This window comes from Citrobacter sp. wls717, from assembly GCF_005280955.1.
GTDB classification, from domain to species: domain Bacteria; phylum Pseudomonadota; class Gammaproteobacteria; order Enterobacterales; family Enterobacteriaceae; genus Citrobacter; species Citrobacter werkmanii.
Window position 1 is genome coordinate 98572 of sequence record NZ_SZWW01000011.1, and the last position, 21762, is coordinate 120333.

At 52.4% G+C, this 21762-nt stretch carries 18 protein-coding genes and 1 pseudogene; 13 read left to right on the forward strand and 6 right to left on the reverse strand.

Annotated elements, in window-relative coordinates; all coding sequences use genetic code 11:
- Positions 1-72: 72 nt before the first annotated feature.
- Together FDX09_RS09325 and FDX09_RS09330 are read right to left on the reverse strand one after the other, a co-directional pair.
- Positions 73-876, reverse strand: a complete 804-nt coding sequence (locus FDX09_RS09325) for a DeoR/GlpR family DNA-binding transcription regulator (RefSeq protein WP_038635877.1) — start codon at positions 874-876, stop codon at positions 73-75.
- A 33-nt stretch (positions 877-909) separates the two neighbouring features.
- Complete coding sequence (locus FDX09_RS09330; RefSeq protein ID WP_137347102.1) at positions 910-1806, reverse strand: sugar kinase; 897 nt, start codon at positions 1804-1806, stop codon at positions 910-912.
- 166 nt (positions 1807-1972) lie between these two features.
- Between FDX09_RS09330 and yihU the strand changes: the two genes are divergently transcribed.
- The 8 genes from yihU (at position 1973) to ompL (ending at position 11609) form a co-directional block, all read left to right on the forward strand.
- The gene (gene yihU / locus FDX09_RS09335) at positions 1973-2869 is read left to right on the forward strand and encodes a sulfolactaldehyde 3-reductase (protein WP_087856643.1); all 897 of its coding nucleotides are present in this window, start codon (positions 1973-1975) and stop codon (positions 2867-2869) included.
- 10 nt (positions 2870-2879) lie between these two features.
- Entirely contained in the window at positions 2880-3755 is an 876-nt protein-coding gene (yihT, locus tag FDX09_RS09340; protein ID WP_038635868.1) for a sulfofructosephosphate aldolase, read from the forward strand.
- A gap of 14 nt (positions 3756-3769) precedes the next feature.
- Positions 3770-5011: a sulfoquinovose isomerase gene (gene yihS, locus FDX09_RS09345; RefSeq protein ID WP_137347103.1), complete on the forward strand. Its 1242-nt coding sequence runs from the start codon at positions 3770-3772 to the stop codon at positions 5009-5011.
- 18 nt (positions 5012-5029) lie between these two features.
- On the forward strand, positions 5030-5872 hold the full coding sequence (locus FDX09_RS09350) for an aldose-1-epimerase (protein ID WP_137347104.1): 843 nt from the start codon (positions 5030-5032) through the stop codon (positions 5870-5872).
- A 48-nt stretch (positions 5873-5920) separates the two neighbouring features.
- Complete coding sequence (locus FDX09_RS09355; RefSeq protein ID WP_137347105.1) at positions 5921-7957, forward strand: alpha-glucosidase; 2037 nt, start codon at positions 5921-5923, stop codon at positions 7955-7957.
- A gap of 45 nt (positions 7958-8002) precedes the next feature.
- On the forward strand, positions 8003-9385 hold the full coding sequence (locus FDX09_RS09360; RefSeq protein WP_085049703.1) for an MFS transporter: 1383 nt from the start codon (positions 8003-8005) through the stop codon (positions 9383-9385).
- A gap of 43 nt (positions 9386-9428) precedes the next feature.
- Positions 9429-10850, forward strand: coding sequence for an MFS transporter (locus FDX09_RS09365; RefSeq protein WP_085049702.1), 1422 nt, complete (start codon positions 9429-9431; stop codon positions 10848-10850).
- Between the two features lie 66 nt (positions 10851-10916).
- Positions 10917-11609: a porin OmpL gene (gene ompL, locus FDX09_RS09370; protein WP_085049701.1), complete on the forward strand. Its 693-nt coding sequence runs from the start codon at positions 10917-10919 to the stop codon at positions 11607-11609.
- 70 nt (positions 11610-11679) lie between these two features.
- Here the strand turns inward: ompL and typA are convergent, their stop codons facing one another.
- Positions 11680-13503: a ribosome-dependent GTPase TypA gene (typA, locus tag FDX09_RS09375; RefSeq protein WP_003028641.1), complete on the reverse strand. Its 1824-nt coding sequence runs from the start codon at positions 13501-13503 to the stop codon at positions 11680-11682.
- A gap of 380 nt (positions 13504-13883) precedes the next feature.
- Here typA and glnA point away from each other — a divergent pair, with 380 nt between their 5' ends.
- The 4 genes from glnA (at position 13884) to FDX09_RS09400 (ending at position 18286) form a co-directional block, all read left to right on the forward strand.
- Positions 13884-15293 carry a glutamate--ammonia ligase gene (glnA, locus tag FDX09_RS09380; protein WP_038635848.1) on the forward strand — a complete coding sequence of 470 codons (1410 nt, stop codon included), beginning with the start codon at positions 13884-13886 and terminating at the stop codon, positions 15291-15293.
- 299 nt (positions 15294-15592) lie between these two features.
- Positions 15593-16642, forward strand: a complete 1050-nt coding sequence (gene glnL / locus FDX09_RS09390; protein WP_038635845.1) for a nitrogen regulation protein NR(II) — start codon at positions 15593-15595, stop codon at positions 16640-16642.
- 11 nt (positions 16643-16653) lie between these two features.
- Positions 16654-18063: a nitrogen regulation protein NR(I) gene (glnG, locus tag FDX09_RS09395; protein ID WP_038642954.1), complete on the forward strand. Its 1410-nt coding sequence runs from the start codon at positions 16654-16656 to the stop codon at positions 18061-18063.
- 112 nt (positions 18064-18175) lie between these two features.
- Positions 18176-18286: a YshB family small membrane protein gene (locus FDX09_RS09400; RefSeq protein ID WP_003028631.1), complete on the forward strand. Its 111-nt coding sequence runs from the start codon at positions 18176-18178 to the stop codon at positions 18284-18286.
- A gap of 87 nt (positions 18287-18373) precedes the next feature.
- On the opposite strand, the gene hemN is transcribed toward FDX09_RS09400, so the two are convergent.
- The 3 genes and pseudogenes from hemN to FDX09_RS09415 all read right to left on the reverse strand — a co-directional run bounded on the left by hemN (position 18374) and on the right by FDX09_RS09415 (position 20800).
- A complete protein-coding gene (hemN, locus tag FDX09_RS09405) occupies positions 18374-19747 on the reverse strand; it encodes an oxygen-independent coproporphyrinogen III oxidase (RefSeq protein WP_121529775.1) in 1374 nt (457 codons plus the stop codon).
- A 188-nt stretch (positions 19748-19935) separates the two neighbouring features.
- Positions 19936-20448: a Der GTPase-activating protein YihI gene (yihI, locus tag FDX09_RS09410; RefSeq protein WP_038635839.1), complete on the reverse strand. Its 513-nt coding sequence runs from the start codon at positions 20446-20448 to the stop codon at positions 19936-19938.
- Between the two features lie 103 nt (positions 20449-20551).
- Positions 20552-20800: pseudogene (locus FDX09_RS09415) on the reverse strand (hypothetical protein).
- Positions 20801-21009: 209 nt separating this feature from the next.
- Between FDX09_RS09415 and yihA the strand changes: the two are divergent.
- Positions 21010-21642, forward strand: coding sequence for a ribosome biogenesis GTP-binding protein YihA/YsxC (gene yihA, locus FDX09_RS09420; RefSeq protein WP_069324898.1), 633 nt, complete (start codon positions 21010-21012; stop codon positions 21640-21642).
- Positions 21643-21762: the final 120 nt, after the last annotated feature.

The window sequence follows — 21762 nt, forward strand, 5'->3', positions numbered from 1 at the left end:
GTAGCGGGAAAGGAGAAGTTTGACTATGCGCGAATGATGGCTGCGAATTTATCGAGCCATCATTGGAGAGAATTACCCGACCTGAGCATCATCCTGTGACGGACTCACCTGCACAATTTCCACCTGCTGAGACTGGAGTAAATTATGCAATGCGGGACCAGGGTATTCATCGGTAAACAACGCGGTCACCTGAGACACATTGCCAATCTCTACCGCGGCAGAAGCCGTGTATTTCGTATGATCCGCAGCCAGCAGAATATGCCTTGAATGGGCCATCATCGTTTTCACGACGCTGGCCTCGTTGACATCAAACTCCAGCAGCGCACCATCGCTTTCGATCGCCCCCACGCTGGTTACCAGGTAATCAGCGCGAAAATCAGCGACAAATGCCGTGGCGGAAGGACCGATAATGCCACTGTTATGCGGGCGTAACGTTCCACCTGGCACCATAACTTCAAAACGTGGATTGTTATACAGAATGTGTGCCACCCGCAGGCTGTTGGTGATAATGCGCAAATGATTATGGTTTAACAGCGCCCGCGCCACCTGCTCAACGGTGGTGCCAATAGTAATAAACACCGTTGACCCATCAGGAATGTAGTCGGCCACCGCTTCGGCGATGGCCTTTTTCTCTTCCGTCCACGAGACTTCACGCTGCTCGAACGCCGTATTCACCACGCTGGAGGCTCTGCCCGCGCCACCATGATGACGCGTAATTAATCCCTGCTCGCTGAGTTTACGAATATCTCGACGCACGGTCTGCGTGGACACATCCAGCAGGCTGGCCAGCTCATCAATATTCATATAACCGCGCTCACTAATCAGCATCAGTAGCTGATCGTGTCGCGGATTACCGGTCAGTTCGGTAAGACTCATGAAATTTCCTCGAAAAACCATTGCCCTGGCATTTTATACAAAAAGTGACAGAAAAGATCGGGTTTGATCACAGTCAGGGATTCCGGCTCGTCCTCCCGGGCGCGTGCATTTAAGCGCCGCAACACCACTGGCGAACCTGACAGCGTCTTCCGGAGTATTTCCGTTGGCCAGACTGAATGCGAGAGCACCGTGAAAAACATCTCCGGCCCCGGTGGTGTCAACAACGTCAACGGTAAAACCTGATTGATGCTGCAATGTATTATTTTCTATCCAGTCGCAACCGTCACTGCCCCTTGTCACATAGACATGTCCATTTGTGAGCGTTTTTGCTTTTTTCAGTCCTACCAGTGGATCGTTTATCCCGGTCATACACGCCAGACCTGGTTCAGAGAACGCGGCATGATCGCTTAACGTCACCAGCTCACGGATATCCTGCGGCGTTACATCGCCATCCAGTACCGTCATGACTCCCGCCCGGCGTGCCAGCGTGAACGCCTGTTTAGTCCCCTCGTGCCAGCGAACATCCGCCAACACCACATCCCACTGGGAAAAATCGATCTCATTGAGCCAGTCAGCGTCATGCAGTAAATCTGGGCTGGGATAGTTAACGATAATTCGTTCCCCTTGTGCATCAACCAGAATTGCCGATTGGGAGGATTGCGCCCCCACGTAGCGTCGGGTGTAGCGGGTATTCACCCCCAGGGATTCCAGCTCCGCCAGCAGGCTATTTCCGGTGTCATCGTCGCCCACACGGCCAATAAAATCCACCTGCGCCCCCAGTTTCGCTGCAGCCACAGCGGCCGTTGCCGCAGGCCCGCCGCCCACTTCCGTATAACGCTTCGCCACATATTTCCCCCCTTCAGTCGGTAACCCCTCTACGTAATAGATGCGATCCATTACGGCAATCCCTACACAAGCAATACGAATCATGGTCATTCCTTAGGCGTTTCAAGATGGGATCATTTTAATTTCACAAAATGTTTAAAAAGTGACGGCTGTCAATTTTTTGACCATAAATTACAAATACGATCAAAAACAGACAAAAACAAACGACCTTAAATGACAAAAAATGACATCCACGTCTCAGGAGAACGTTATGGCAGTTATAGCATTTATCGGATTAGGTCAGATGGGTTCCCCCATGGCGAGCAACTTGCTGAAGCAGGGCCATCAACTCAGCGTCTTTGACGTTAACCCGGATGCCGTTCAGCGCCTGGTGGAAAAAGGTGCACAGCCTGCCAGCAGCCCGGCTCAGGCAGCAAAAGGGGCGGAATTTGTCATCACTATGCTCCCCAACGGCGATCTGGTGCGCAGCGTACTGTTCGGCGAACAGGGCATCTGCGAAAGTCTCTCCCCCCAGGCGTTGGTGATTGATATGTCCACCATTCACCCGCTGCAAACCGACAAACTGATTACCGATATGCGTGCCAAAGGCTTTGGCATGATGGATTGCCCGGTTGGACGCACCTCCGATCACGCCATCGCGGGAACGCTGCTGCTGCTGGCGGGCGGAACGCCAGAACAGGTGGAACGCGCCACACCGGTGCTGATGGCGATGGGGAATGAGCTGATCAACGCAGGGGGGCCCGGCATGGGGATCCGCGTGAAGCTCATCAACAATTACATGAGTATCGCGCTGAACGCCCTCTCAGCCGAAGCAGCCGTGTTGTGCGAAGCCCTCGGTCTCTCCTTCGATGTGGCTCTGAAGGTAATGAGCGGCACCCCTGCCGGAAAAGGCCATTTCACAACCTCCTGGCCGAACAAAGTGCTGAAAGGCGATCTTTCTCCCGCCTTCATGATCGATTTAGCTCACAAAGATCTTGGCATCGCGCTGGATGTCGCAAACCTTCTGCATGTGCCGATGCCGCTCGGCGCCGCCTCCCGCGAAGTCTATAACCAGGCACGCGCCGCTGGCCGTGGCCGGGAAGACTGGACCGCAATTCTTGAACAGGTTCGCGCATCCGCCGGGCTAAATAAACACACAGATAAGTAAGGACTGAACAATGACGAAGTACACCCTGAAAGATATCACCCGCGCTTCCGGCGGTTTTGCCATGCTGGCGGTCGATCAGCGCGAAGCCATGCGCTTAATGTTTGCCGCAGCGGGTGCAAAATCCCCGATCAATGACAGCGTGCTGACCGACTTTAAAGTCAATGCGGCGAAGATCCTTTCTCCCTATGCATCCGCCATTCTGGTCGATCAGCAGTTCTGCTACCGCCAGGTCGTAGAGCAAAACGCGGTCGCCAAAAGCTGCGCCATGATTGTTGCCGCTGATGACTTTATTCCGGGTAATGGCATTCCGGTCGATAGCGTGGTGATTGATAAAAAAATTAATCCACAGGCCGTGAAGCAAGATGGCGCCAAGGCTCTCAAACTGCTGGTGCTGTGGCGTAGTGATGAAGATGCCCAGCAGCGTCTAGATATGGTCAAAGAATTCAATGAGCTATGCCATTCCAATGGTCTGCTGAGCATCATTGAGCCGGTTGTTCGTCCACCGCGTCGTGGCGATAAGTTCGATCGCGAACAAGCCATTATCGATGCCGCGAAAGAGCTGGGCGATAGCGGTGCCGATCTCTACAAGGTCGAGATGCCGCTGTACGGCAAAGGGACCCAACAGGAATTGCTCAGCGCCTCTCAGCGTCTGCATGAAAACATCAACATGCCGTGGGTCATCCTCTCCTCTGGTGTGGATGAAAAACTGTTCCCACGCGCGGTCAGTGTGGCGATGACCGCTGGCGCATCCGGCTTCCTGGCCGGGCGTGCTGTCTGGTCATCAGTTATTGGCCTGCCGGACACCGAACTGATGCTGCGCGACGTTTCCGCACCTAAGTTGCAGCGTCTGGGCGATATCGTCGACGAAATGATGGCCCGCCGTTAATCGAGGATCAAAACATGAAATGGTTTAACACCTTAAGCCACAATCGCTGGCTGGAGCAGGAAACTGACCGCATCTTTAACTTTGGTAAAAATGCTGCTGTTCCTACCGGTTTTGGCTGGCTGGGAAATAGTGGTCAGGTCAGAGCGGATATGGGAACACATCTGTGGATCACCGCCCGCATGCTGCACGTTTACTCCGTTGCCGCATCCATGGGTCGCCCCGGCGCATATCAGCTAGTCGATCACGGAATTAAAGCGCTGAATGGCGCGCTACGCGACACACGTTACGGAGGCTGGTACGCCTGCGTAAATGACGAAGGCGTGATGGATGCCTCCAAACAGGGCTATCAGCATTTCTTCGTCTTGCTTGGTGCAGCCAGCGCGGTCACTACCGGGCATCCACAGGCCAGACAATTGCTGGATGACGCTATCGAAGTGATTGAGAAGTACTTCTGGAGCGAAGATGAGCAGATGTGTCTGGAGTCCTGGGACGAAGCCTTCAGCCAGACGGAAGATTACCGCGGCGGCAACGCCAACATGCACGCGGTTGAAGCCTTCCTGATCGTTTATGACGTTACCCATGACCGCAAATGGCTTGATCGCGCGCTACGTATCGCATCGGTAATTATTCACGATGTGGCTCGCAGGGGTGAGTATCGCGTCAACGAACACTTCGATTCACAGTGGAACCCAATCCGCGATTACAACAAAGATAATCCAGCGCATCGTTTCCGCGCCTACGGCGGCACGCCGGGCCACTGGATCGAATGGGGCCGCCTGATGTTGCATCTGCATGCCGCGCTGGAGGCCCGCTTTGAAACGCCTCCCGCCTGGTTGCTGGAAGATGCCAAGGGTCTGTTCCACGCCACTATCCGCGATGCCTGGGCGCCGGACGGCGCAGACGGCTTTGTCTACTCGGTGGACTGGGACGGAAAACCCATCGTGCGTGAAAGGGTGCGTTGGCCGATAGTCGAGGCCATGGGCACCGCTTACGCCCTCTACACCCTCACTGGCGACAGCCAGTACGAAGCCTGGTATCAGAAGTGGTGGGATTACTGCATCACGTATCTGATGGACTACGAGACCGGTTCATGGTGGCAGGAGCTGGATACCGATAACAAGGTAACTACCAAAGTCTGGGACGGTAAGCAGGATATTTACCATCTGCTGCACTGCCTCGTGATCCCACGTTTGCCGCTGGCTCCGGGTCTTGCTCCGGCGGTGGCAGCCGGTCTGCTGGATATCAACGCCAAATAAGTCACGAGGTGAGCAGTCATGCATAGCGGTGGAAAAACCCTTCATCTTCAGGCTGGCCATTACCAGGCGAAAATCGTCACGGTTGGCGCTGGGTTAGCAGAATTGACGCACCGTGGGCGTCACGTCGTTATTCCACATAAGCCGGAAGAGATGCCGCTGGCGCATTTGGGAAAAGTGTTAATTCCCTGGCCAAACCGCGTTGCAGACGGCTGCTATCAACATAACGGCAAGACCTATCAGCTTGCCGTTAACGACCCTGTTTCGCATACCGCCATTCATGGATTACTGGCCTGGCGCGACTGGCAGATTAACCAACTGTCGAACACGGAAGTGTCGCTGACGATTTTTCTACCGCCTTCTTATGGTTATCCCTTTGCGCTGTATTCAGAGGTGAATTACCGGCTGGATGCTCCCCGCGGACTGCACGTTTTTATTCGTACCCAGAATGTGGGCGATGAAACTGCACCGTATGGCGCGGGAGCACATCCCTACCTGACCTGCAATTTGCAACCCATTGATAGCTGCGAATTAACGCTCCCGATGAGTGCAGAAATGTGTGATGAACGCAATTTCACAACGCCGCGCTTAATCGCGCAAACCAATCTCGATCATACATTCAGGAGCTTGCAGCCTGACGCTGGGTGGGAGGTCAGGATGACCAGCCCCGCTCAAAACATGTCGACGTATTTACGCAGCCACCAGCCCTGGCTGCAGGTGTATACCGGCGAAAAATTAGCACGCCGCGGCCTGGCGGTAGAACCGATGACCTGCCCGCCCGACGCCTTTAACTCCGGGATTAGCCTGATTCATCTCGCGCCCGGAGAAACGCATCAAATGCATTTTTTAATCGGCAGTGAATAACAGATTTCCGACAAATTACCGAAATACCCTATTTTTACGGAGACGAAAATGAATTCGCTACAACAACGGTCCACCGCATTAGAACTGACGACGTTACAAAATGGATTTACACTGACGTACCACCAGCGCCCGATCTTATGTCACAGCGCAGAGACCCCTTGCCTGTGGATTGGCGCTGGCGTTGCCGACATTGATATGTTCCGCGGTAACTTCAGCATTAAAGACAAGCTCAATGAGAAGATTGCCCTGACCGACGCCACGGTAAGCGAGTCTCCTGAAGGCTGGCGGGTAGATTTCAGCCGCGGTAATACTATCAACGCCACGCTGCACATCTCTACCGATGAACAGGGTCGTTTGAAGCTCGACCTTCATAACGAGGAACGCAGCCATAACCGTATCTGGCTGCGTCTGGCCGCTAACCCAGACGACCATATTTACGGCTGCGGCGAACAGTTCTCTTATTTCGATTTGCGCGGTAAGCCATTCCCACTGTGGACCAGCGAACAGGGCGTGGGCCGCAACAAAAAAAGCTATGTCACCTGGCAGGCCGACTGCAAAGAAAATGCTGGCGGTGACTACTACTGGACCTTCTTCCCACAACCAACCTTTGTCAGTACGCAGAAGTATTATTGCCACGTTGATAACAGCTGCTATATGAATTTCGACTTCAGCGCGCCGGAGTATCACGAACTGGCCTTGTGGGAGGATAAAACCACCCTGCGCTTTGAGTGCGCTGACACTTACATCTCCCTGCTGGAGAAATTAACCGCATTGTTAGGCCGCCAGCCGGAGCTGCCGGACTGGATTTACGACGGCGTCACGCTGGGCATTCAGGGCGGGACTGAGATTTGCCAGAACAAACTGGACACCATGCGTAACGCTGGCGTGAAAGTTAACGGCATCTGGGCACAGGACTGGTCCGGGATCCGCATGACCTCCTTTGGTAAGCGCGTGATGTGGAACTGGAAATGGAACAGCGACAACTACCCGCAACTGGACAGTCGTATTAAGCAGTGGAAAGAAGAAGGCGTGCAGTTCCTCTCCTATATCAACCCGTACGTCGCCAGCGACAAAGATCTCTGCGCTGAAGCAGCCAAACACGGTTATCTGGCGAAAGATGCTTCTGGCGATGACTATCTGGTTGAGTTCGGCGAGTTTTACGGCGGCGTAGTCGATCTGACCAACCCCGAAGCTTACGGCTGGTTCAAAGAAGTGATCAAAAAGAACATGATCGCGCTGGGCTGCGGCGGCTGGATGGCCGACTTTGGCGAATACCTGCCAACCGACACTTACCTGCACAACGGCGTCAGCGCCGAAATTATGCATAACGCGTGGCCCGCACTGTGGGCGAAATGTAACTACGAAGCGCTACAGGAGACCGGCAAGCTCGGCGAGATCCTGTTTTTTATGCGTGCGGGCTACACCGGCAGCCAGAAATACTCCACCATGATGTGGGCGGGCGATCAGAACGTTGACTGGAGCCTCGACGATGGTCTGGCCTCGGTCGTTCCTGCCGCGCTGTCGCTGGCGATGACCGGCCACGGTCTGCACCACAGCGATATCGGTGGTTACACCACGTTGTTTGACATGAAACGCAGCAAAGAGCTGTTGCTACGCTGGTGTGATTTCAGTGCCTTCACCCCGATGATGCGCACCCATGAAGGTAACCGCCCGGGCGATAACTGGCAGTTTGATGGCGATGTAGAAACCATTGCCCACTTTGCCCGCATGACCACCGTCTTCACCACCCTGAAGCCGTATCTCAAACAGGCCGTCGCGCAAAACAGCGCCACCGGTCTGCCGGTGATGCGCCCGCTGTTCCTGCATTACGAAGACGATGCGCGTACTTACACCCTGAAGTATCAGTACCTGCTGGGACAAGATTTGCTGGTAGCGCCAGTTCACGAACAGGGACGCAGCGACTGGACGCTGTATCTGCCAGAGGATAGCTGGATCAACGTCTGGACCGGGGAAACTTACCAGGGGGGTGAAATTACCGTGGATGCGCCTATTGGCCAGCCTCCGGTGTTTTATCGCGCGAAGAGTGAATGGGCGTCACTGTTTGCCACTTTACGCAACATCTAACACGGCTCGCCCGCGGGGCAACTCGCGGGCACATGGAGAATAATAATGAGTCAGACTTCCTCTAATCCGGCAACCCTACGCTTGCCGTTCAAAGAAAAACTCGCCTATGGGATGGGCGATTTAGGCTCCAATATCCTGCTGGACATTGGTACGCTCTATTTACTCAAGTTTTATACTGATGTCCTTGGTTTACCGGGAACTTATGGCGGTATCATTTTCCTTATCGCCAAGTTTTTTACCGCGTTTACCGATATGGGCACCGGGATTATGCTCGATTCGCGCCGCAAAATCGGCCCGAAAGGAAAATTCCGTCCATTCGTCCTTTATGCCGCATTTCCGGTTACCTTGCTGGCGATTGCCAACTTTGTCGGTACACCGTTTGAAGTCACCGGTAAAACGGTCATGGCAACGGTGCTGTTTATGCTGTACGGGCTGTTCTTCAGCATGATGAACTGCTCTTACGGCGCGATGGTGCCTGCAATCACGAAAAACCCGGACGAACGCGCGTCGCTGGCCGCCTGGCGACAAGGAGGCGCAACTCTCGGGCTGCTGCTGTGCACCGTCGGCTTTGTACCGGTAATGAACCTGATCGAAGGCAATTCACAGCTGGCTTATATTTTCGCAGCCACGTTGTTTTCGCTGTTTGGCCTGTTATTCATGTGGTTGTGCTATGCCGGTGTAAAAGAACGCTACGTGGAAGTGAAACCCGTGGATGCCGCGCAAAAACCGGGATTGCTGCAATCCTTCCGCGCCATCGCCGGTAACCGCCCGCTATTTATTCTGTGCATTGCCAACCTTTGCACGCTGGGCGCATTCAACGTCAAGCTGGCGATTCAGGTCTATTACACCCAGTACGTACTGAACGATCCGATCCTCCTTTCCTGGATGGGTTTTTTCAGCATGGGCTGTATCTTCATTGGCGTCTTCCTGATGCCTGGGATGGTCAGACGTTTTGGTAAGAAGAAGGTTTATATTGGCGGACTGCTGATTTGGGTCGCGGGCGATCTGCTTAACTACTTCTTTGGCGGTGGCTCAGTCAGCTTTGTCGCCTTCTCTTGTCTGGCGTTCTTCGGCTCAGCCTTCGTTAATAGTCTGAACTGGGCGCTGGTCTCCGATACGGTGGAATATGGCGAATGGCGTACCGGCGTACGCTCTGAAGGCACGGTATACACTGGCTTCACCTTCTTCCGTAAAGTTTCACAGGCGCTGGCAGGCTTCTTCCCTGGCTGGATGCTGACGCAAATCGGCTACGTCCCCAACGTGGTGCAATCTGCGAGCACGGTCGAAGGTTTGCGGCAGCTTATCTTTATTTATCCGTGTGCCCTGGCAGTTATCACCATCGTGGCAATGGGCTGTTTCTACAATCTCAACGAAAAGATGTATGTCCGTATCGTTGAAGAGATAGAAGCACGTAAACAACCCGTTTGATAATAATGAATAGCGCTCTACGGGGCGCTATTGAGGAGCGATTATGTCTTTTCATGATCCGCTAACGCTAAAACTGAGCCTGCGTGAAAAATTCGCCTACGGAGTGGGTGACTTCGGCTCAAATTTGATGCTGTGTATCGGCACGCTGTATCTGCTTAAATTTTATACCGATGAACTAGGGATGCCTGCATATTACGGTGGGATTATCTTTCTGGTGGCGAAGTTCTTCACCGCCTTTACCGATATGCTGACCGGTGTATTGCTGGACTCAAGGCGAAATATTGGCACAAAAGGAAAATTCAGACCCTTTATTTTATATGCGTCATTCCCTGTCGCAATCGTTGCCAGCGCGCAGTTTTTAGCGACAGATTTTACGCTCACGGTGAAAACCGGGCTGGCGACGGTGCTGTTTATGCTGTTTGGTCTGTTCTATAGCTTGATGAACTGCTCCTACGGCGCGATGGTGCCAGCTATCACGAAAAACCCACATGAACGCGCTCAGCTCGCCGCCTGGCGTCAGGGCGGCGCAACCATGGGTCTGCTATTGTGTACCGTTGGCTTTATGCCGATTCAGGCGCTGTTTGTCAGTTCCCCCTCATTGGGTTATCTGATTGCCGCATTGATCTTTTCAGTCTGCGGGCTATTCAGCATGTGGTGGTGCTTTAGCGGTGTGAAAGAACGTTATATCGAAATCGTGCCGGATCACCATAAGCCCAGCATTCTCAAATCATTCTGTGCCATTTTCCGTAATCCCCCGCTGCTGGTGCTGTGTGTCGCCAACCTGTGTACACTGGCCGCATTCAACATCAAACTGGCAATCCAGGTGTATTACACCCAGTACGTGCTCAATGATATTCATCTGCTGTCGTGGATGGGTTTTTTCAGCATGGGATGCATTCTGGTCGGCGTGCTGCTGGTTCCCGCGACCGTGAAACGCTTCGGTAAAAAGCAGGTTTATCTCGGCGGTTTGGCATTATGGGCTGTCGGTGATGTTCTGAACTTTTTCTGGGGCAGTACGTCATTTTTGTTCGTAACATTCTCCTGTATGGCCTTCTTCGGGACAGCATTCGTCAACAGCCTGAACTGGGCGTTGGTTCCGGATACGGTCGATTATGGCGAATGGAAAACGGGGATCCGCGCGGAAGGTTCGGTGTATACGGGTTATACCTTTTCTCGCAAAATTTCCGCTGCGCTCGCGGGTTTCCTGCCAGGCATCATGCTGACGCAAATCGGTTATATTCCCAACATAACCCAGAGCGATGCCACCCTGCTTGGCCTGCGTCAGCTTATTTTTCTGTGGCCTTGCGGGCTGGCTATTATCGCTGCATTCACGATGGGTTTATTTTATAAACTCAATGAAACGCGTTTTGCTTTTATTATTGAGGAAATCAGCCAACGGAAGAAAAACAACACTCAAGCGGATCCTGTTACCACTAAAAATAATACCTCTGCTGTAAACGTATAAAAATAATTGCCGCTTATTCCATCTTAATGGATGGCGGCCTCCCTACGCTTAAAAAATGGATTTATTATGAAAAAGTTAACGACAATAATTCTCTTATCCTCTGTTATGTCTACTTCTGTTTTTGCAGGCGCCTATGTCGAGAACCGCGAGGCATATAATCTGGCATCCGATCAGATAGAAGTGATGATGCGCGTTGGCTATAACTCCGATATGGGCGCAGGTATCATGCTCACCAACACCTACACCATGCAACGCAAGGATGAGTTAAAACACGGCTATAACGAAATAGAAGGTTGGTATCCTTTATTTAAACCAACGGATAAATTAACTATCCAGCCCGGTGGGTTGATCAACGATAAGAGTACGGGTTCCGGTGGCGCTGCCTACCTGGATGTTAACTATAAATTTACCCCGTGGTTTAATCTTACCGTGCGTAATCGTTATAACCATAATAACTACAGTTCAACCGATCTAAACGGTGATCAGGATAATAACGATACCTATGAAATAGGTAACTACTGGAATTTTACTATCACCGATAAGTTTTCCTATACCTTTGAGCCGCACTATTTTATACGAGTTAATGACTTCAACAGCAGTAACGGAAAAGATCATCACTGGGAAATTACAAATACCTTTAAGTATCGTATCAATGAACACTGGCTACCCTATCTGGAGTTACGCTGGTTAGATCGCAATGTGGAACCTTATCATCGCGAGCAAAATCAGATTCGTATTGGGGCAAAGTATTTCTTCTGATACTCCCGAGATAATAAAAAGCCGCTGATAACCAGCGGCTTTTTTATGCTTACCTGAGAAAGAGCGTTAATTACTCTTCTTTCGCGCCACGCATTGCACGGCGACGATCGTTTTCAGTCAGGTGACGCTTACGGATACGGATAGAGGTTGGAGTCACTTCTACCAGTTCGTCGTCATCGATGAATTCCAGAGCCTGCTCCAGAGTCATCTTAACCGGCGGAACCAGAACCGTTGCTTCGTCAGTACCGGACGCACGCATGTTGGTCAGTTTCTTACCGGTCAGGCAGTTTACGGTCAGGTCGTTAGAGCGGCTGTGAATACCGATGATCTGGCCTTCGTAAACTTCAGCACCGTGACCCAGGAACAGCTTACCGCGGTCCTGCAGGCTGAACAGTGCGAACGCAACTGCTTTACCCTGGCCGTTGGAGATCAGTACGCCGTTCTGACGCTGACCCACATCACCCGCACGAACGTCGTCGTAGTGGCTGAAGGTGGAATACAGCAGACCGGTACCGGAGGTCATGGTCATGAATTCTGAACGGAAGCCGATCAGACCACGGCTTGGGATCACGTAGTCAAGACGTACGCGGCCTTTGCCATCTGGATTCATGTTTTTCAGATCGCCTTTACGCTCACCCAGAGCCTGCATCACAGAACCCTGATGCTGCTCTTCAACGTCCAGCGTTACGTTTTCGAACGGCTCTTGTTTACGGCCATCGATTTCGCGGAAGATAACTTTCGGACGGGAAACCGCCATTTCGAAACCTTCACGACGCATGTTTTCGATCAGAACAGACAGGTGCAGCTCACCACGACCGGAAACACGGAACGCATCCGCATCTTCGGTTTCTTCAACGCGCAGCGCAACGTTGTGCACCAGCTCTTTGTTCAGGCGGTCAAGGATCTGACGAGAGGTAACATATTTACCTTCTTTACCACAGAACGGAGAGGTGTTTACGCAGAAGAACATGGTTACGGTCGGTTCATCAACGGACAGAGCCGGCAGCGCTTCGACATTCTGCGGGTCGCAGATGGTGTCGGAGATGTTCAGTTCGCCCAGACCGGTGATCGCGATGATATCGCCTGCTTCGGCAATATCACTCTCGATACGTTCCAGACCCAGGTGGGTCAGAACTTTACCGACTTTACCGTTGCGGGTTTTGCCTTCGCTATCAATGATAGTGATCTGCTGGTTCGGTTTAACTTTACCGCGTTTGATGCGGCCGATACCGATAACGCCAACGTAGTTGTTGTAGTCCAGCTGAGAGATCTGCATCTGCAGCGGGCCGTCAAGGTCTACGTTCGGAGCCGGTACGCGATCAACGATGGTCTGATACAGCGGAGTCATGTCTTCCGCCATATCTTCGTGATCCAGACCTGCGATACCGTTCAGCGCGGAAGCGTAAACGATCGGGAAGTCCAGTTGTTCGTCGGTAGCGTCGAGGTTAACGAACAGGTCGAATACCTGATCAACAACCCAGTCAGGGCGCGCGCCAGGACGGTCAACTTTGTTGATAACAACAATTGGCTTCAGGCCATGGGCAAAGGCTTTTTTGGTCACGAAGCGCGTCTGCGGCATCGGACCATCCATTGCATCCACCACCAGCAGCACGGAGTCGACCATGGACATTACACGTTCAACTTCACCACCGAAGTCGGCGTGCCCCGGGGTGTCAACGATGTTGATACGGTAGTCATTCCATTTGATAGCGGTGTTTTTAGCGAGGATGGTAATCCCACGCTCTTTCTCCAAATCGTTGGAGTCCATCACGCGCTCTTGGGTTTCAGCACGTGCATCGAACGTACCGGATTGTTGGAGCAGCTTGTCTACCAGGGTCGTTTTACCATGGTCTACGTGCGCGATGATGGCGATGTTACGCAAATTTTCGATCACAACTTTGCCTCAGGCATTTTAGAAATAGCGCGTTATTGTACACGGATTAATCGCAGTACAAAACAGGATCACAAACATCCTCCGCAAACAAGTATTGCAGAGTTTCTTTGTGATCACATTCACGGAGCGTTAAAAGGGGTAATCTGAGGTGTGTTGCACCAATATGGTGCTTAATGTTCACACTAAAGCACTATAATGGTGCAATACATCCTTCTTGGTGCAGCCCCTTTGCACGATAGTGCGCATGATAACGCCTTTTAGGGGCAATTTAAAAGTTGGCACAGATTTCGCTTTATCTTTTTTACGGCGACACGGCCAATTTTTTGCAGAATTGAAGACTTCGTTACCACGACGACCATGACCAATCCGGGAGAGTAAGTATGTCCGCTGAACACGTTTTGACGATGCTGAACGAACACGAAGTGAAGTTTGTTGATTTGCGCTTCACTGATACTAAAGGTAAAGAACAGCACGTCACTATTCCTGCTCATCAGGTAAATGCCGAATTCTTTGAAGAAGGCAAAATGTTTGACGGCTCCTCAATCGGTGGCTGGAAAGGCATTAACGAATCAGACATGGTTCTGATGCCAGATGCGTCTACTGCACTCATTGACCCGTTCTATGAAGAGTCCACCCTGATCATCCGTTGTGATATCCTGGAACCCGGTACGCTGCAGGGCTACGACCGCGATCCGCGCTCCATCGCTAAACGCGCTGAAGAGTACCTGCGTTCTACCGGCATCGCAGACACCGTTCTGTTCGGGCCAGAGCCAGAGTTCTTCCTGTTTGACGACATCCGTTTCGGCGCGTCCATTTCCGGTTCCCACGTGGCTATCGATGATATCGAGGGCGCATGGAACTCCTCCACCAAATACGAAGGTGGTAACAAAGGTCACCGTCCGGGCGTGAAAGGCGGTTACTTCCCGGTTCCTCCGGTAGATTCTTCTCAGGACATCCGTTCTACCATGTGTCTGATCATGGAAGAAATGGGCCTGGTCGTTGAAGCGCATCACCACGAAGTAGCGACTGCTGGTCAGAACGAAATCGCGACCCGCTTCAACACCATGACCAAAAAAGCGGACGAAATTCAGATCTACAAATATGTGGTTCACAACGTCGCTCACCGTTTCGGTAAAACCGCGACCTTTATGCCAAAACCAATGTTTGGCGATAACGGTTCCGGCATGCACTGCCACATGTCCCTGTCCAAGAACGGCGTAAACCTGTTCTCCGGTGACAAATATGCGGGTCTGTCTGAGCAGGCGCTGTACTACATCGGCGGCGTTATCAAACACGCTAAAGCGATCAACGCCCTGGCGAACCCGACCACCAACTCCTACAAGCGTCTGGTCCCGGGTTACGAAGCGCCGGTAATGCTGGCTTACTCTGCCCGTAACCGTTCTGCTTCTATCCGTATTCCGGTAGTGGCTTCTCCGAAAGCGCGTCGTATCGAAGTGCGCTTCCCGGACCCGGCTGCTAACCCGTACCTGTGCTTCGCCGCGCTGCTGATGGCGGGTCTTGACGGTATTAAGAACAAGATCCACCCGGGTGAAGCGATGGACAAAAACCTGTACGACCTGCCTCCTGAAGAAGCGAAGGAGATCCCACAGGTTGCAGGTTCTCTGGAAGAAGCACTGAAAGAACTGGATCTGGACCGCGAGTTCCTGACTGCAGGCGGCGTGTTCACCAATGAAGCGATCGATGCGTACATTGCGCTGCGTCGTGAAGAAGATGACCGTGTGCGCATGACGCCGCACCCGGTAGAGTTTGAGCTGTACTACAGCGTTTAATTTAACTTTTACACTCTCACATAAAAACGTGCAGAGGGTGTAATAACCAATGGATTTCTTGCTACAGCAAGGCGGCAATTGAGTGAATCCCCGGGAGCTTACATAAGTAAGTGACTGGGGTGAGCGAAAGCAGCCAACACAGCTGTAGGGAGAAAGACGAAGGTTTTAGTTGCCGTGGAACTTTTAGCCCATCTCTGGATGGGCTTTTTTCTCCACTAACAACCTGCTTTCTCGCGCTTTTTATCCATAAAAAGCTATAATGCACTAAAATGGTGCAACACTTTTCAGGAGACTGCTGAATGGCAACCGGCACGCTGCCCGATGCTGGGCAGATCCTCAATTCTTTAATCAATAGCATCTTACTCGTCGACGATGAGCTGTCGATACATTACGCCAACCCGGCGGCGCAACAACTGCTCGCCCAAAGCTCCCGCAAACTGTTTGGTACACCGCTGCCCGATCTGTTGAGTTATTTTTCGTTAAACATCGGACTGATGCGTGAGAGCCTGGAAGCTGGTCAGGGCTTTACGGATAACGAAGTGACGCTGGTGATAGACAGCCACTCGCATATCCTCTCTGTGACCGCCCAGAGGCTGCCTGATGGGCTTATCCTGCTGGAGATGGCGCCAATGGATAACCAGCGCCGTCTGAGTCAGGAACAGCTCCAGCATGCCCAGCAAATTGCCGCCCGCGATCTGGTACGCGGTCTGGCGCATGAAATTAAAAACCCGTTGGGCGGTTTACGCGGCGCGGCGCAGCTTCTCAGTAAAGCGCTCCCGGACCCGGCGCTGACCGAATATACCAAAGTTATTATTGAGCAGGCCGATCGCCTGCGTAATCTGGTCGACCGTCTGTTAGGACCGCAACAACCGGGCATGCATATCACGGAAAGTATTCACAAAGTGGCGGAGCGTGTGGTGGCGCTGGTTTCGATGGAAGTGCCAGAAAACGTTACGCTAATTCGTGATTACGATCCGAGCCTGCCTGAGTTATTGCACGACCCGGACCAGATAGAACAGGTTCTGCTGAATATCGTGCGCAATGCCCTGCAAGCGTTAGGGCCGGAAGGCGGCGAGATCGTACTGCGTACCCGCACTGCGTTTCAGCTCACGCTGCACGGCGTGCGTTACCGTCTGGCGGCGCGGATCGATGTTGAGGATAACGGCCCGGGTATTCCCCCTCATTTGCAGGACACGCTGTTCTACCCAATGGTCAGCGGTCGCGAGGGCGGTACCGGCCTTGGATTATCCATCGCCCGTAATTTAATTGATCAGCATTCCGGCAAAATTGAATTTACCAGTTGGCCGGGTCATACCGAGTTCTCGGTTTACCTGCCTATCAGGAAATAAAGGTGACGTTTATGCAACGAGGAATAGTCTGGGTCGTTGATGACGATAGTTCCATCCGTTGGGTGCTAGAACGTGCGCTCGCAGGAGCTGGTCTGAGCTGTACCGCATTTGAAAGCGGTAAAGAGGTACTGGATGCACTGGCCAGCAAAACACCGGACGTGCTGTTGTCAGACATTCGCATGCCGGGTATGGATGGTCTGACCCTGTTAAAACAGATCAAACAGCGTCATCCGATGCTTCCGGTCATCATAATGACGGCGCATTCCGATCTGGATGCCGCCGTCAGCGCCTACCAGCAAGGGGCGTTTGATTATCTGCCCAAACCTTTTGATATTGACGAAGCTGTGGCGCTGGTAGAACGCGCCATCAGTCATTATCAGGAACAGCAGCAGCCGCGTAATGTACAAATCCACGGTCCAACGACCGACATCATTGGCGAAGCGCCGGCGATGCAGGATGTTTTTCGCATTATTGGCCGGCTTTCACGTTCTTCAATCAGCGTATTGATTAATGGAGAGTCCGGGACCGGTAAAGAGCTGGTCGCTCATGCCCTACACCGCCACAGCCCACGCGTCAAAGCGCCGTTTATCGCGCTGAACATGGCGGCTATCCCGAAAGATTTGATCGAGTCTGAACTGTTCGGTCATGAGAAAGGGGCGTTTACCGGGGCAAATACCATTCGTCAGGGGCGTTTTGAGCAGGCTGACGGTGGTACGCTGTTCCTCGACGAAATCGGCGATATGCCGCTGGACGTGCAAACGCGTTTATTGCGCGTATTAGCCGATGGACAGTTTTACCGTGTGGGCGGTTATGCGCCGGTGAAAGTGGATGTTCGCATCATCGCCGCCACGCATCAGAATCTGGAACTGCGCGTACAGGAAGGCAAATTCCGTGAGGATTTATTCCACCGTCTGAATGTCATTCGCGTTCATTTGCCCCCGCTGCGTGAACGTCGGGAAGACATCCCTCGCCTGGCACGTCATTTCCTGCAGGAAGCGGCCCGCGAGCTGGGGGTGGAAGCCAAGCAATTACATCCCGAAACCGAGGCAGCGCTTACGCGTCTGGCCTGGCCAGGCAACGTACGCCAGCTTGAAAACACCTGCCGCTGGTTAACCGTCATGGCTGCCGGACAGGAAGTATTGATTCAGGACTTGCCGACCGAGCTTTTTGAAACCAGCGTGCCAGACGCGCCGTCCACTATGCAGCCGGACAGTTGGGCAACGCTGTTAGCGCAGTGGGCAGACCGGGCATTACGTTCCGGTCATCAAAACTTGCTTTCTGAAGCTCAACCAGAGATGGAGCGCACGCTGTTGACCACCGCGCTGCGTCATACCCAGGGGCATAAACAGGAAGCAGCGCGTTTGCTCGGCTGGGGCCGTAATACCTTGACGCGTAAGTTAAAAGAACTCGGAATGGAGTGACGATCGGTCGCTGTGTAAAGATTGATAATTGAGCGCAAATTGCTGCTATTTTGCGCTTTACTGTTCCGATGAGTTAAGTATGATCGTGCCCGGCTAACGGGGGGAAGTCATCATGCTGGAATCAATGATTAATCTGCTGTCGAGCGGTGCGGTCGAAAGCCATACGCCACAAACTGCGGTTGCCGCAGTGCTGTGCGCGGCGCTGGTTGGACTGTTCAGCTAGTGGGTTTGTCGGGTGGCGCTGCGCTTACCCGACCTACGTATTGATATTTCGTAGGCCCGGTAAGCGCAGCGCCACCGGGCAACCCGGCTAAATGACGCGTGAGAACTGCTGCATCCGCGCTTTCTGGCGCAGATAGGCATCAAAGCACATGCAAATATTCCGAATCAGCAGGCGGCCCTTAGGCGTAACCTGAATCCCCTTCTCATTCACATCCACCAGCCCATCCTTCGCCAGCGGCGCCAGCAGTTTCAGGTCTTCGGCAAAATAGTCAGCAAAATTCAGATCCCATTGCTGTTCCACGGCGGCATAGTCGAGGCGGAAGTTGCAGATCAGCAGCTTAATCACATCCCGACGAATACAGTCATCGCGAGTCAGCGCAATTCCACGCCATAACGCGTTCCCCTGCTCGTCTACCTGCTGATAATAGCGCTTCAGCTCTTTTTGGTTCTGCGCGTAGTTGTCGCCAATCATACTGATGGCCGATACGCCCATCCCCAAAAGATCGGTATCCCCCTGGGTGGTATACCCCTGGAAATTACGATGCAGCACACCTTTGCGTTGAGCAACCGCCAGTTCGTCATCCGGGCGAGCAAAGTGATCCATGCCAATGAACTGATAACCGGTTTCGGTCAGTGACGAGATGGTCTCCTGCAGGATATCCAGCTTCTGTTGCGCGCTGGGCAGGTCAGCATCTTTGATTTTGCGCTGAGCAGCAAACAGCGTTGGCAAATGCGCGTAGTTAAAAACGCTCAATCGGTCTGGATTCAGCTCAGCCACACGTTTCAGGGTAAAGGCAAAGCTCTCCGGCGTCTGCTTTGGCAGGCCATAAATCAGATCGATGTTCGTCGAGGTAAAGCCAATCTCCCGCGCATGATTCAGCAGCGCAAAGATAAATTCTTCATCCTGCTCACGGTTAACCAGACGCTGAACTTCTTTATTGAAATCCTGTACGCCCATGCTCAGGCGATTAAAACCTTCAGCACGTAAGTGATCGAGTACATCCAGCTCAATTTCACGTGGATCAACTTCGATCGAGATTTCCGCGTCCGCATTAAAGTTGAAGTTGCCACGCAGCAACGACATCAAACGGCTGATTTGCGCTTTATTCAGGTACGTTGGCGTGCCGCCGCCCCAGTGCAGTTGGCTGACATGGCGTCCGGCAAACAGCGGTGCGCGATGAATGATCTCTTGTTCTAACACATCGAGGTATTGATCGGCTTTATGCTGCTGACGCGTCACAACCTTGTTGCAGCCGCAGAAGTAACACAGTTTATGGCAGAACGGGATGTGAACGTACAACGAGAGCGGACGCTCAGGGTAACGCGCCACAGCGTTTAAAAACGCCTCGGCGCCGTAGTCTTCAGAAAACTCCAGCGCGGTTGGGTACGAGGTATATCGTGGCCCGGAATAGTTATATTTCTGGATCAGGGCCAGGTCCCAGTCTATTAGCTGCTCTGACATGCTCACTCCTTCCGATGGCGTCTCTGGCGGGTACGGCGTACCGGCTTAACCCCTGTGCGAGTAATAAGCCGGTTGCGCAGCCACTTCTGTCGCCGCGACAACCGCTGTAGTTTAACGAATAACCACACCAGATAACATATAACCGGAAGGGTTATAAGCAGGACGGGAAGACCCACGGTGTAAAACCGTTAGTTGCCGCCTTTCAGCAGGCGCATCATGTCTTCCTGTTTTTCTTCTTCTTCCTCGTCTTCCTCGTCATCGTAAGAGAGACCCAGCTTTTGCATCAGCTCATCAATGCGATCCAGCTTGGCATCAACCCAGGTCTGATCCTCCGCACTCAGGGTTTCTCCTGCTTCAAGACGTTCCAACAGCGCATCCAGGCGCTCATCCGTTTCCAGTAAATCCAACTCAGCCTGTGGTGAAAGCATAGGTTTCTCACTCTTCGGTTTGTGCTGTTTGGTGACTTTTTCGGTCACGCCCAATGGAATGGGGGTTTTACTGCCAATACGAGGATCTTGTTGCTTATTTTGCTTTCCGCCACCAGATGCGCCATCGCTTCCGGACGCACGGCTACCCGCCGCATGGCCACGGTGTTTTTTCTGGCGCTTACGGTCGCGAGCTTCCTGGTTAATTTCTTCGCGTGTTTTACGACGCGCTTTTGCAGGACCTTTACCGCGTGGTGTAGAAGTTGGTTTCATCATGATTCGTCTTTGGCTGTTTTTATTCAGTATATATTTGCGCCGGAATCTAGCAGAAATAAAGAAAAAAGGCGACAGAGTAATCTGTCGCCTTTTTTCCTGACTCTCAACCCTTACGGGCTCTACTATCCCTGTTGGCTATCAACACACCCTGTTTTTCCCTTAGCCTGAAACATTCCGTGTTGTTTCCATTTCCTTTTACTAACGTCTCCGGACGTTTGTCTTCCTGACAATCCTGTGTCTTCGCCTCCTGGCGCTCCTGACCCTCATCCTGAGTCGTCTATCCTGTCAGCTTCCTCGCTATGGGCACTACTTTACCGTTTTGGCTTAAACGTACAAGTAACCAAGGTAACAATTTCGGATTTTAAGAATACTGCCTAACCGTAACCATATGATTTATTTAGGCCATGTCATTTTTTACCCTGTCATCTCGTATAGATACTATCGGCAATGTCTCACAAAGTGAGTGGTTTTTGCTTACACTGGCTACGCGTCGAAAAACCAGCCTTTTGCTGGTGTTCAGGTATAATCGCTGCAAAGCCTTGATTGATGGAGAGGACCGCTTTGACTAACTTGAATTATCAACAGACGCATTTTGTGATGAGTGCGCCTGATATTCGCCACTTACCTTCCGATACCGGAATCGAAGTGGCTTTTGCTGGCCGTTCCAACGCAGGCAAATCCAGTGCGCTAAATACCCTGACTAATCAAAAGAGTCTGGCGCGTACATCTAAAACACCGGGTCGTACTCAGCTCATCAACCTGTTTGAAGTCGTTGACGGCAAACGCCTGGTTGACCTGCCGGGGTACGGTTACGCCGAAGTGCCGGAAGAGATGAAACGCAAATGGCAGCGCGCACTGGCGGAATATCTGGAAAAACGTCAGAGCCTGCAAGGCCTGGTCGTGTTAATGGATATTCGTCACCCGCTTAAAGATCTGGACCAGCAGATGATCCTATGGGCGGTAGAGAGCAACGTTCAGGTTCTGGTGCTGCTGACCAAAGCAGACAAACTGGCCAGCGGCGCGCGCAAAGCTCAACTGAATATGGTACGTGAAGCCGTGCTGGCATTTAATGGTGATGTGCAGGTAGAAGCCTTTTCATCACTGAAAAAAATGGGCGTAGACAAACTGCGTCAGAAGCTGGATAGCTGGTTTAGTGAACTGGCACCGGTTGAAGAGATTCAGGACGGGGAATAATCCCCCGCTATGCCGGATGGCGCCGCTGCGCGTCTTATCCGGCCTACGGCGTGAGCGAAACTTTTCTTGCGCACAATAAAAAACGCCCCAGTCATTACTGACTGGGGCGGCTAAAATATT

Excerpts from the sequence above, each read along its gene's own strand:
- FDX09_RS09365 (WP_085049702.1), top strand. The coding sequence starts at position 9,429 with ATGTCTTTTCATGATCCGCTAACGCTAAAACTGAGCCTGCGTGAAAAA.
- hemN (WP_121529775.1), bottom strand. The coding sequence starts at position 19,747 with ATGTCAGAGCAGCTAATAGACTGGGACCTGGCCCTGATCCAGAAATAT.
- FDX09_RS09325 (WP_038635877.1), bottom strand. The coding sequence starts at position 876 with ATGAGTCTTACCGAACTGACCGGTAATCCGCGACACGATCAGCTACTG.
- yihI (WP_038635839.1), bottom strand. The coding sequence starts at position 20,448 with ATGATGAAACCAACTTCTACACCACGCGGTAAAGGTCCTGCAAAAGCG.
- FDX09_RS09360 (WP_085049703.1), top strand. The coding sequence starts at position 8,003 with ATGAGTCAGACTTCCTCTAATCCGGCAACCCTACGCTTGCCGTTCAAA.
- FDX09_RS09330 (WP_137347102.1), bottom strand. The coding sequence starts at position 1,806 with ATGATTCGTATTGCTTGTGTAGGGATTGCCGTAATGGATCGCATCTAT.
- yihS (WP_137347103.1), top strand. The coding sequence starts at position 3,770 with ATGAAATGGTTTAACACCTTAAGCCACAATCGCTGGCTGGAGCAGGAA.
- glnG (WP_038642954.1), top strand. The coding sequence starts at position 16,654 with ATGCAACGAGGAATAGTCTGGGTCGTTGATGACGATAGTTCCATCCGT.
- ompL (WP_085049701.1), top strand. The coding sequence starts at position 10,917 with ATGAAAAAGTTAACGACAATAATTCTCTTATCCTCTGTTATGTCTACT.
- yihU (WP_087856643.1), top strand. The coding sequence starts at position 1,973 with ATGGCAGTTATAGCATTTATCGGATTAGGTCAGATGGGTTCCCCCATG.
- yihT (WP_038635868.1), top strand. The coding sequence starts at position 2,880 with ATGACGAAGTACACCCTGAAAGATATCACCCGCGCTTCCGGCGGTTTT.
- glnL (WP_038635845.1), top strand. The coding sequence starts at position 15,593 with ATGGCAACCGGCACGCTGCCCGATGCTGGGCAGATCCTCAATTCTTTA.
- FDX09_RS09350 (WP_137347104.1), top strand. The coding sequence starts at position 5,030 with ATGCATAGCGGTGGAAAAACCCTTCATCTTCAGGCTGGCCATTACCAG.
- FDX09_RS09355 (WP_137347105.1), top strand. The coding sequence starts at position 5,921 with ATGAATTCGCTACAACAACGGTCCACCGCATTAGAACTGACGACGTTA.
- glnA (WP_038635848.1), top strand. The coding sequence starts at position 13,884 with ATGTCCGCTGAACACGTTTTGACGATGCTGAACGAACACGAAGTGAAG.
- FDX09_RS09400 (WP_003028631.1), top strand. The coding sequence starts at position 18,176 with ATGCTGGAATCAATGATTAATCTGCTGTCGAGCGGTGCGGTCGAAAGC.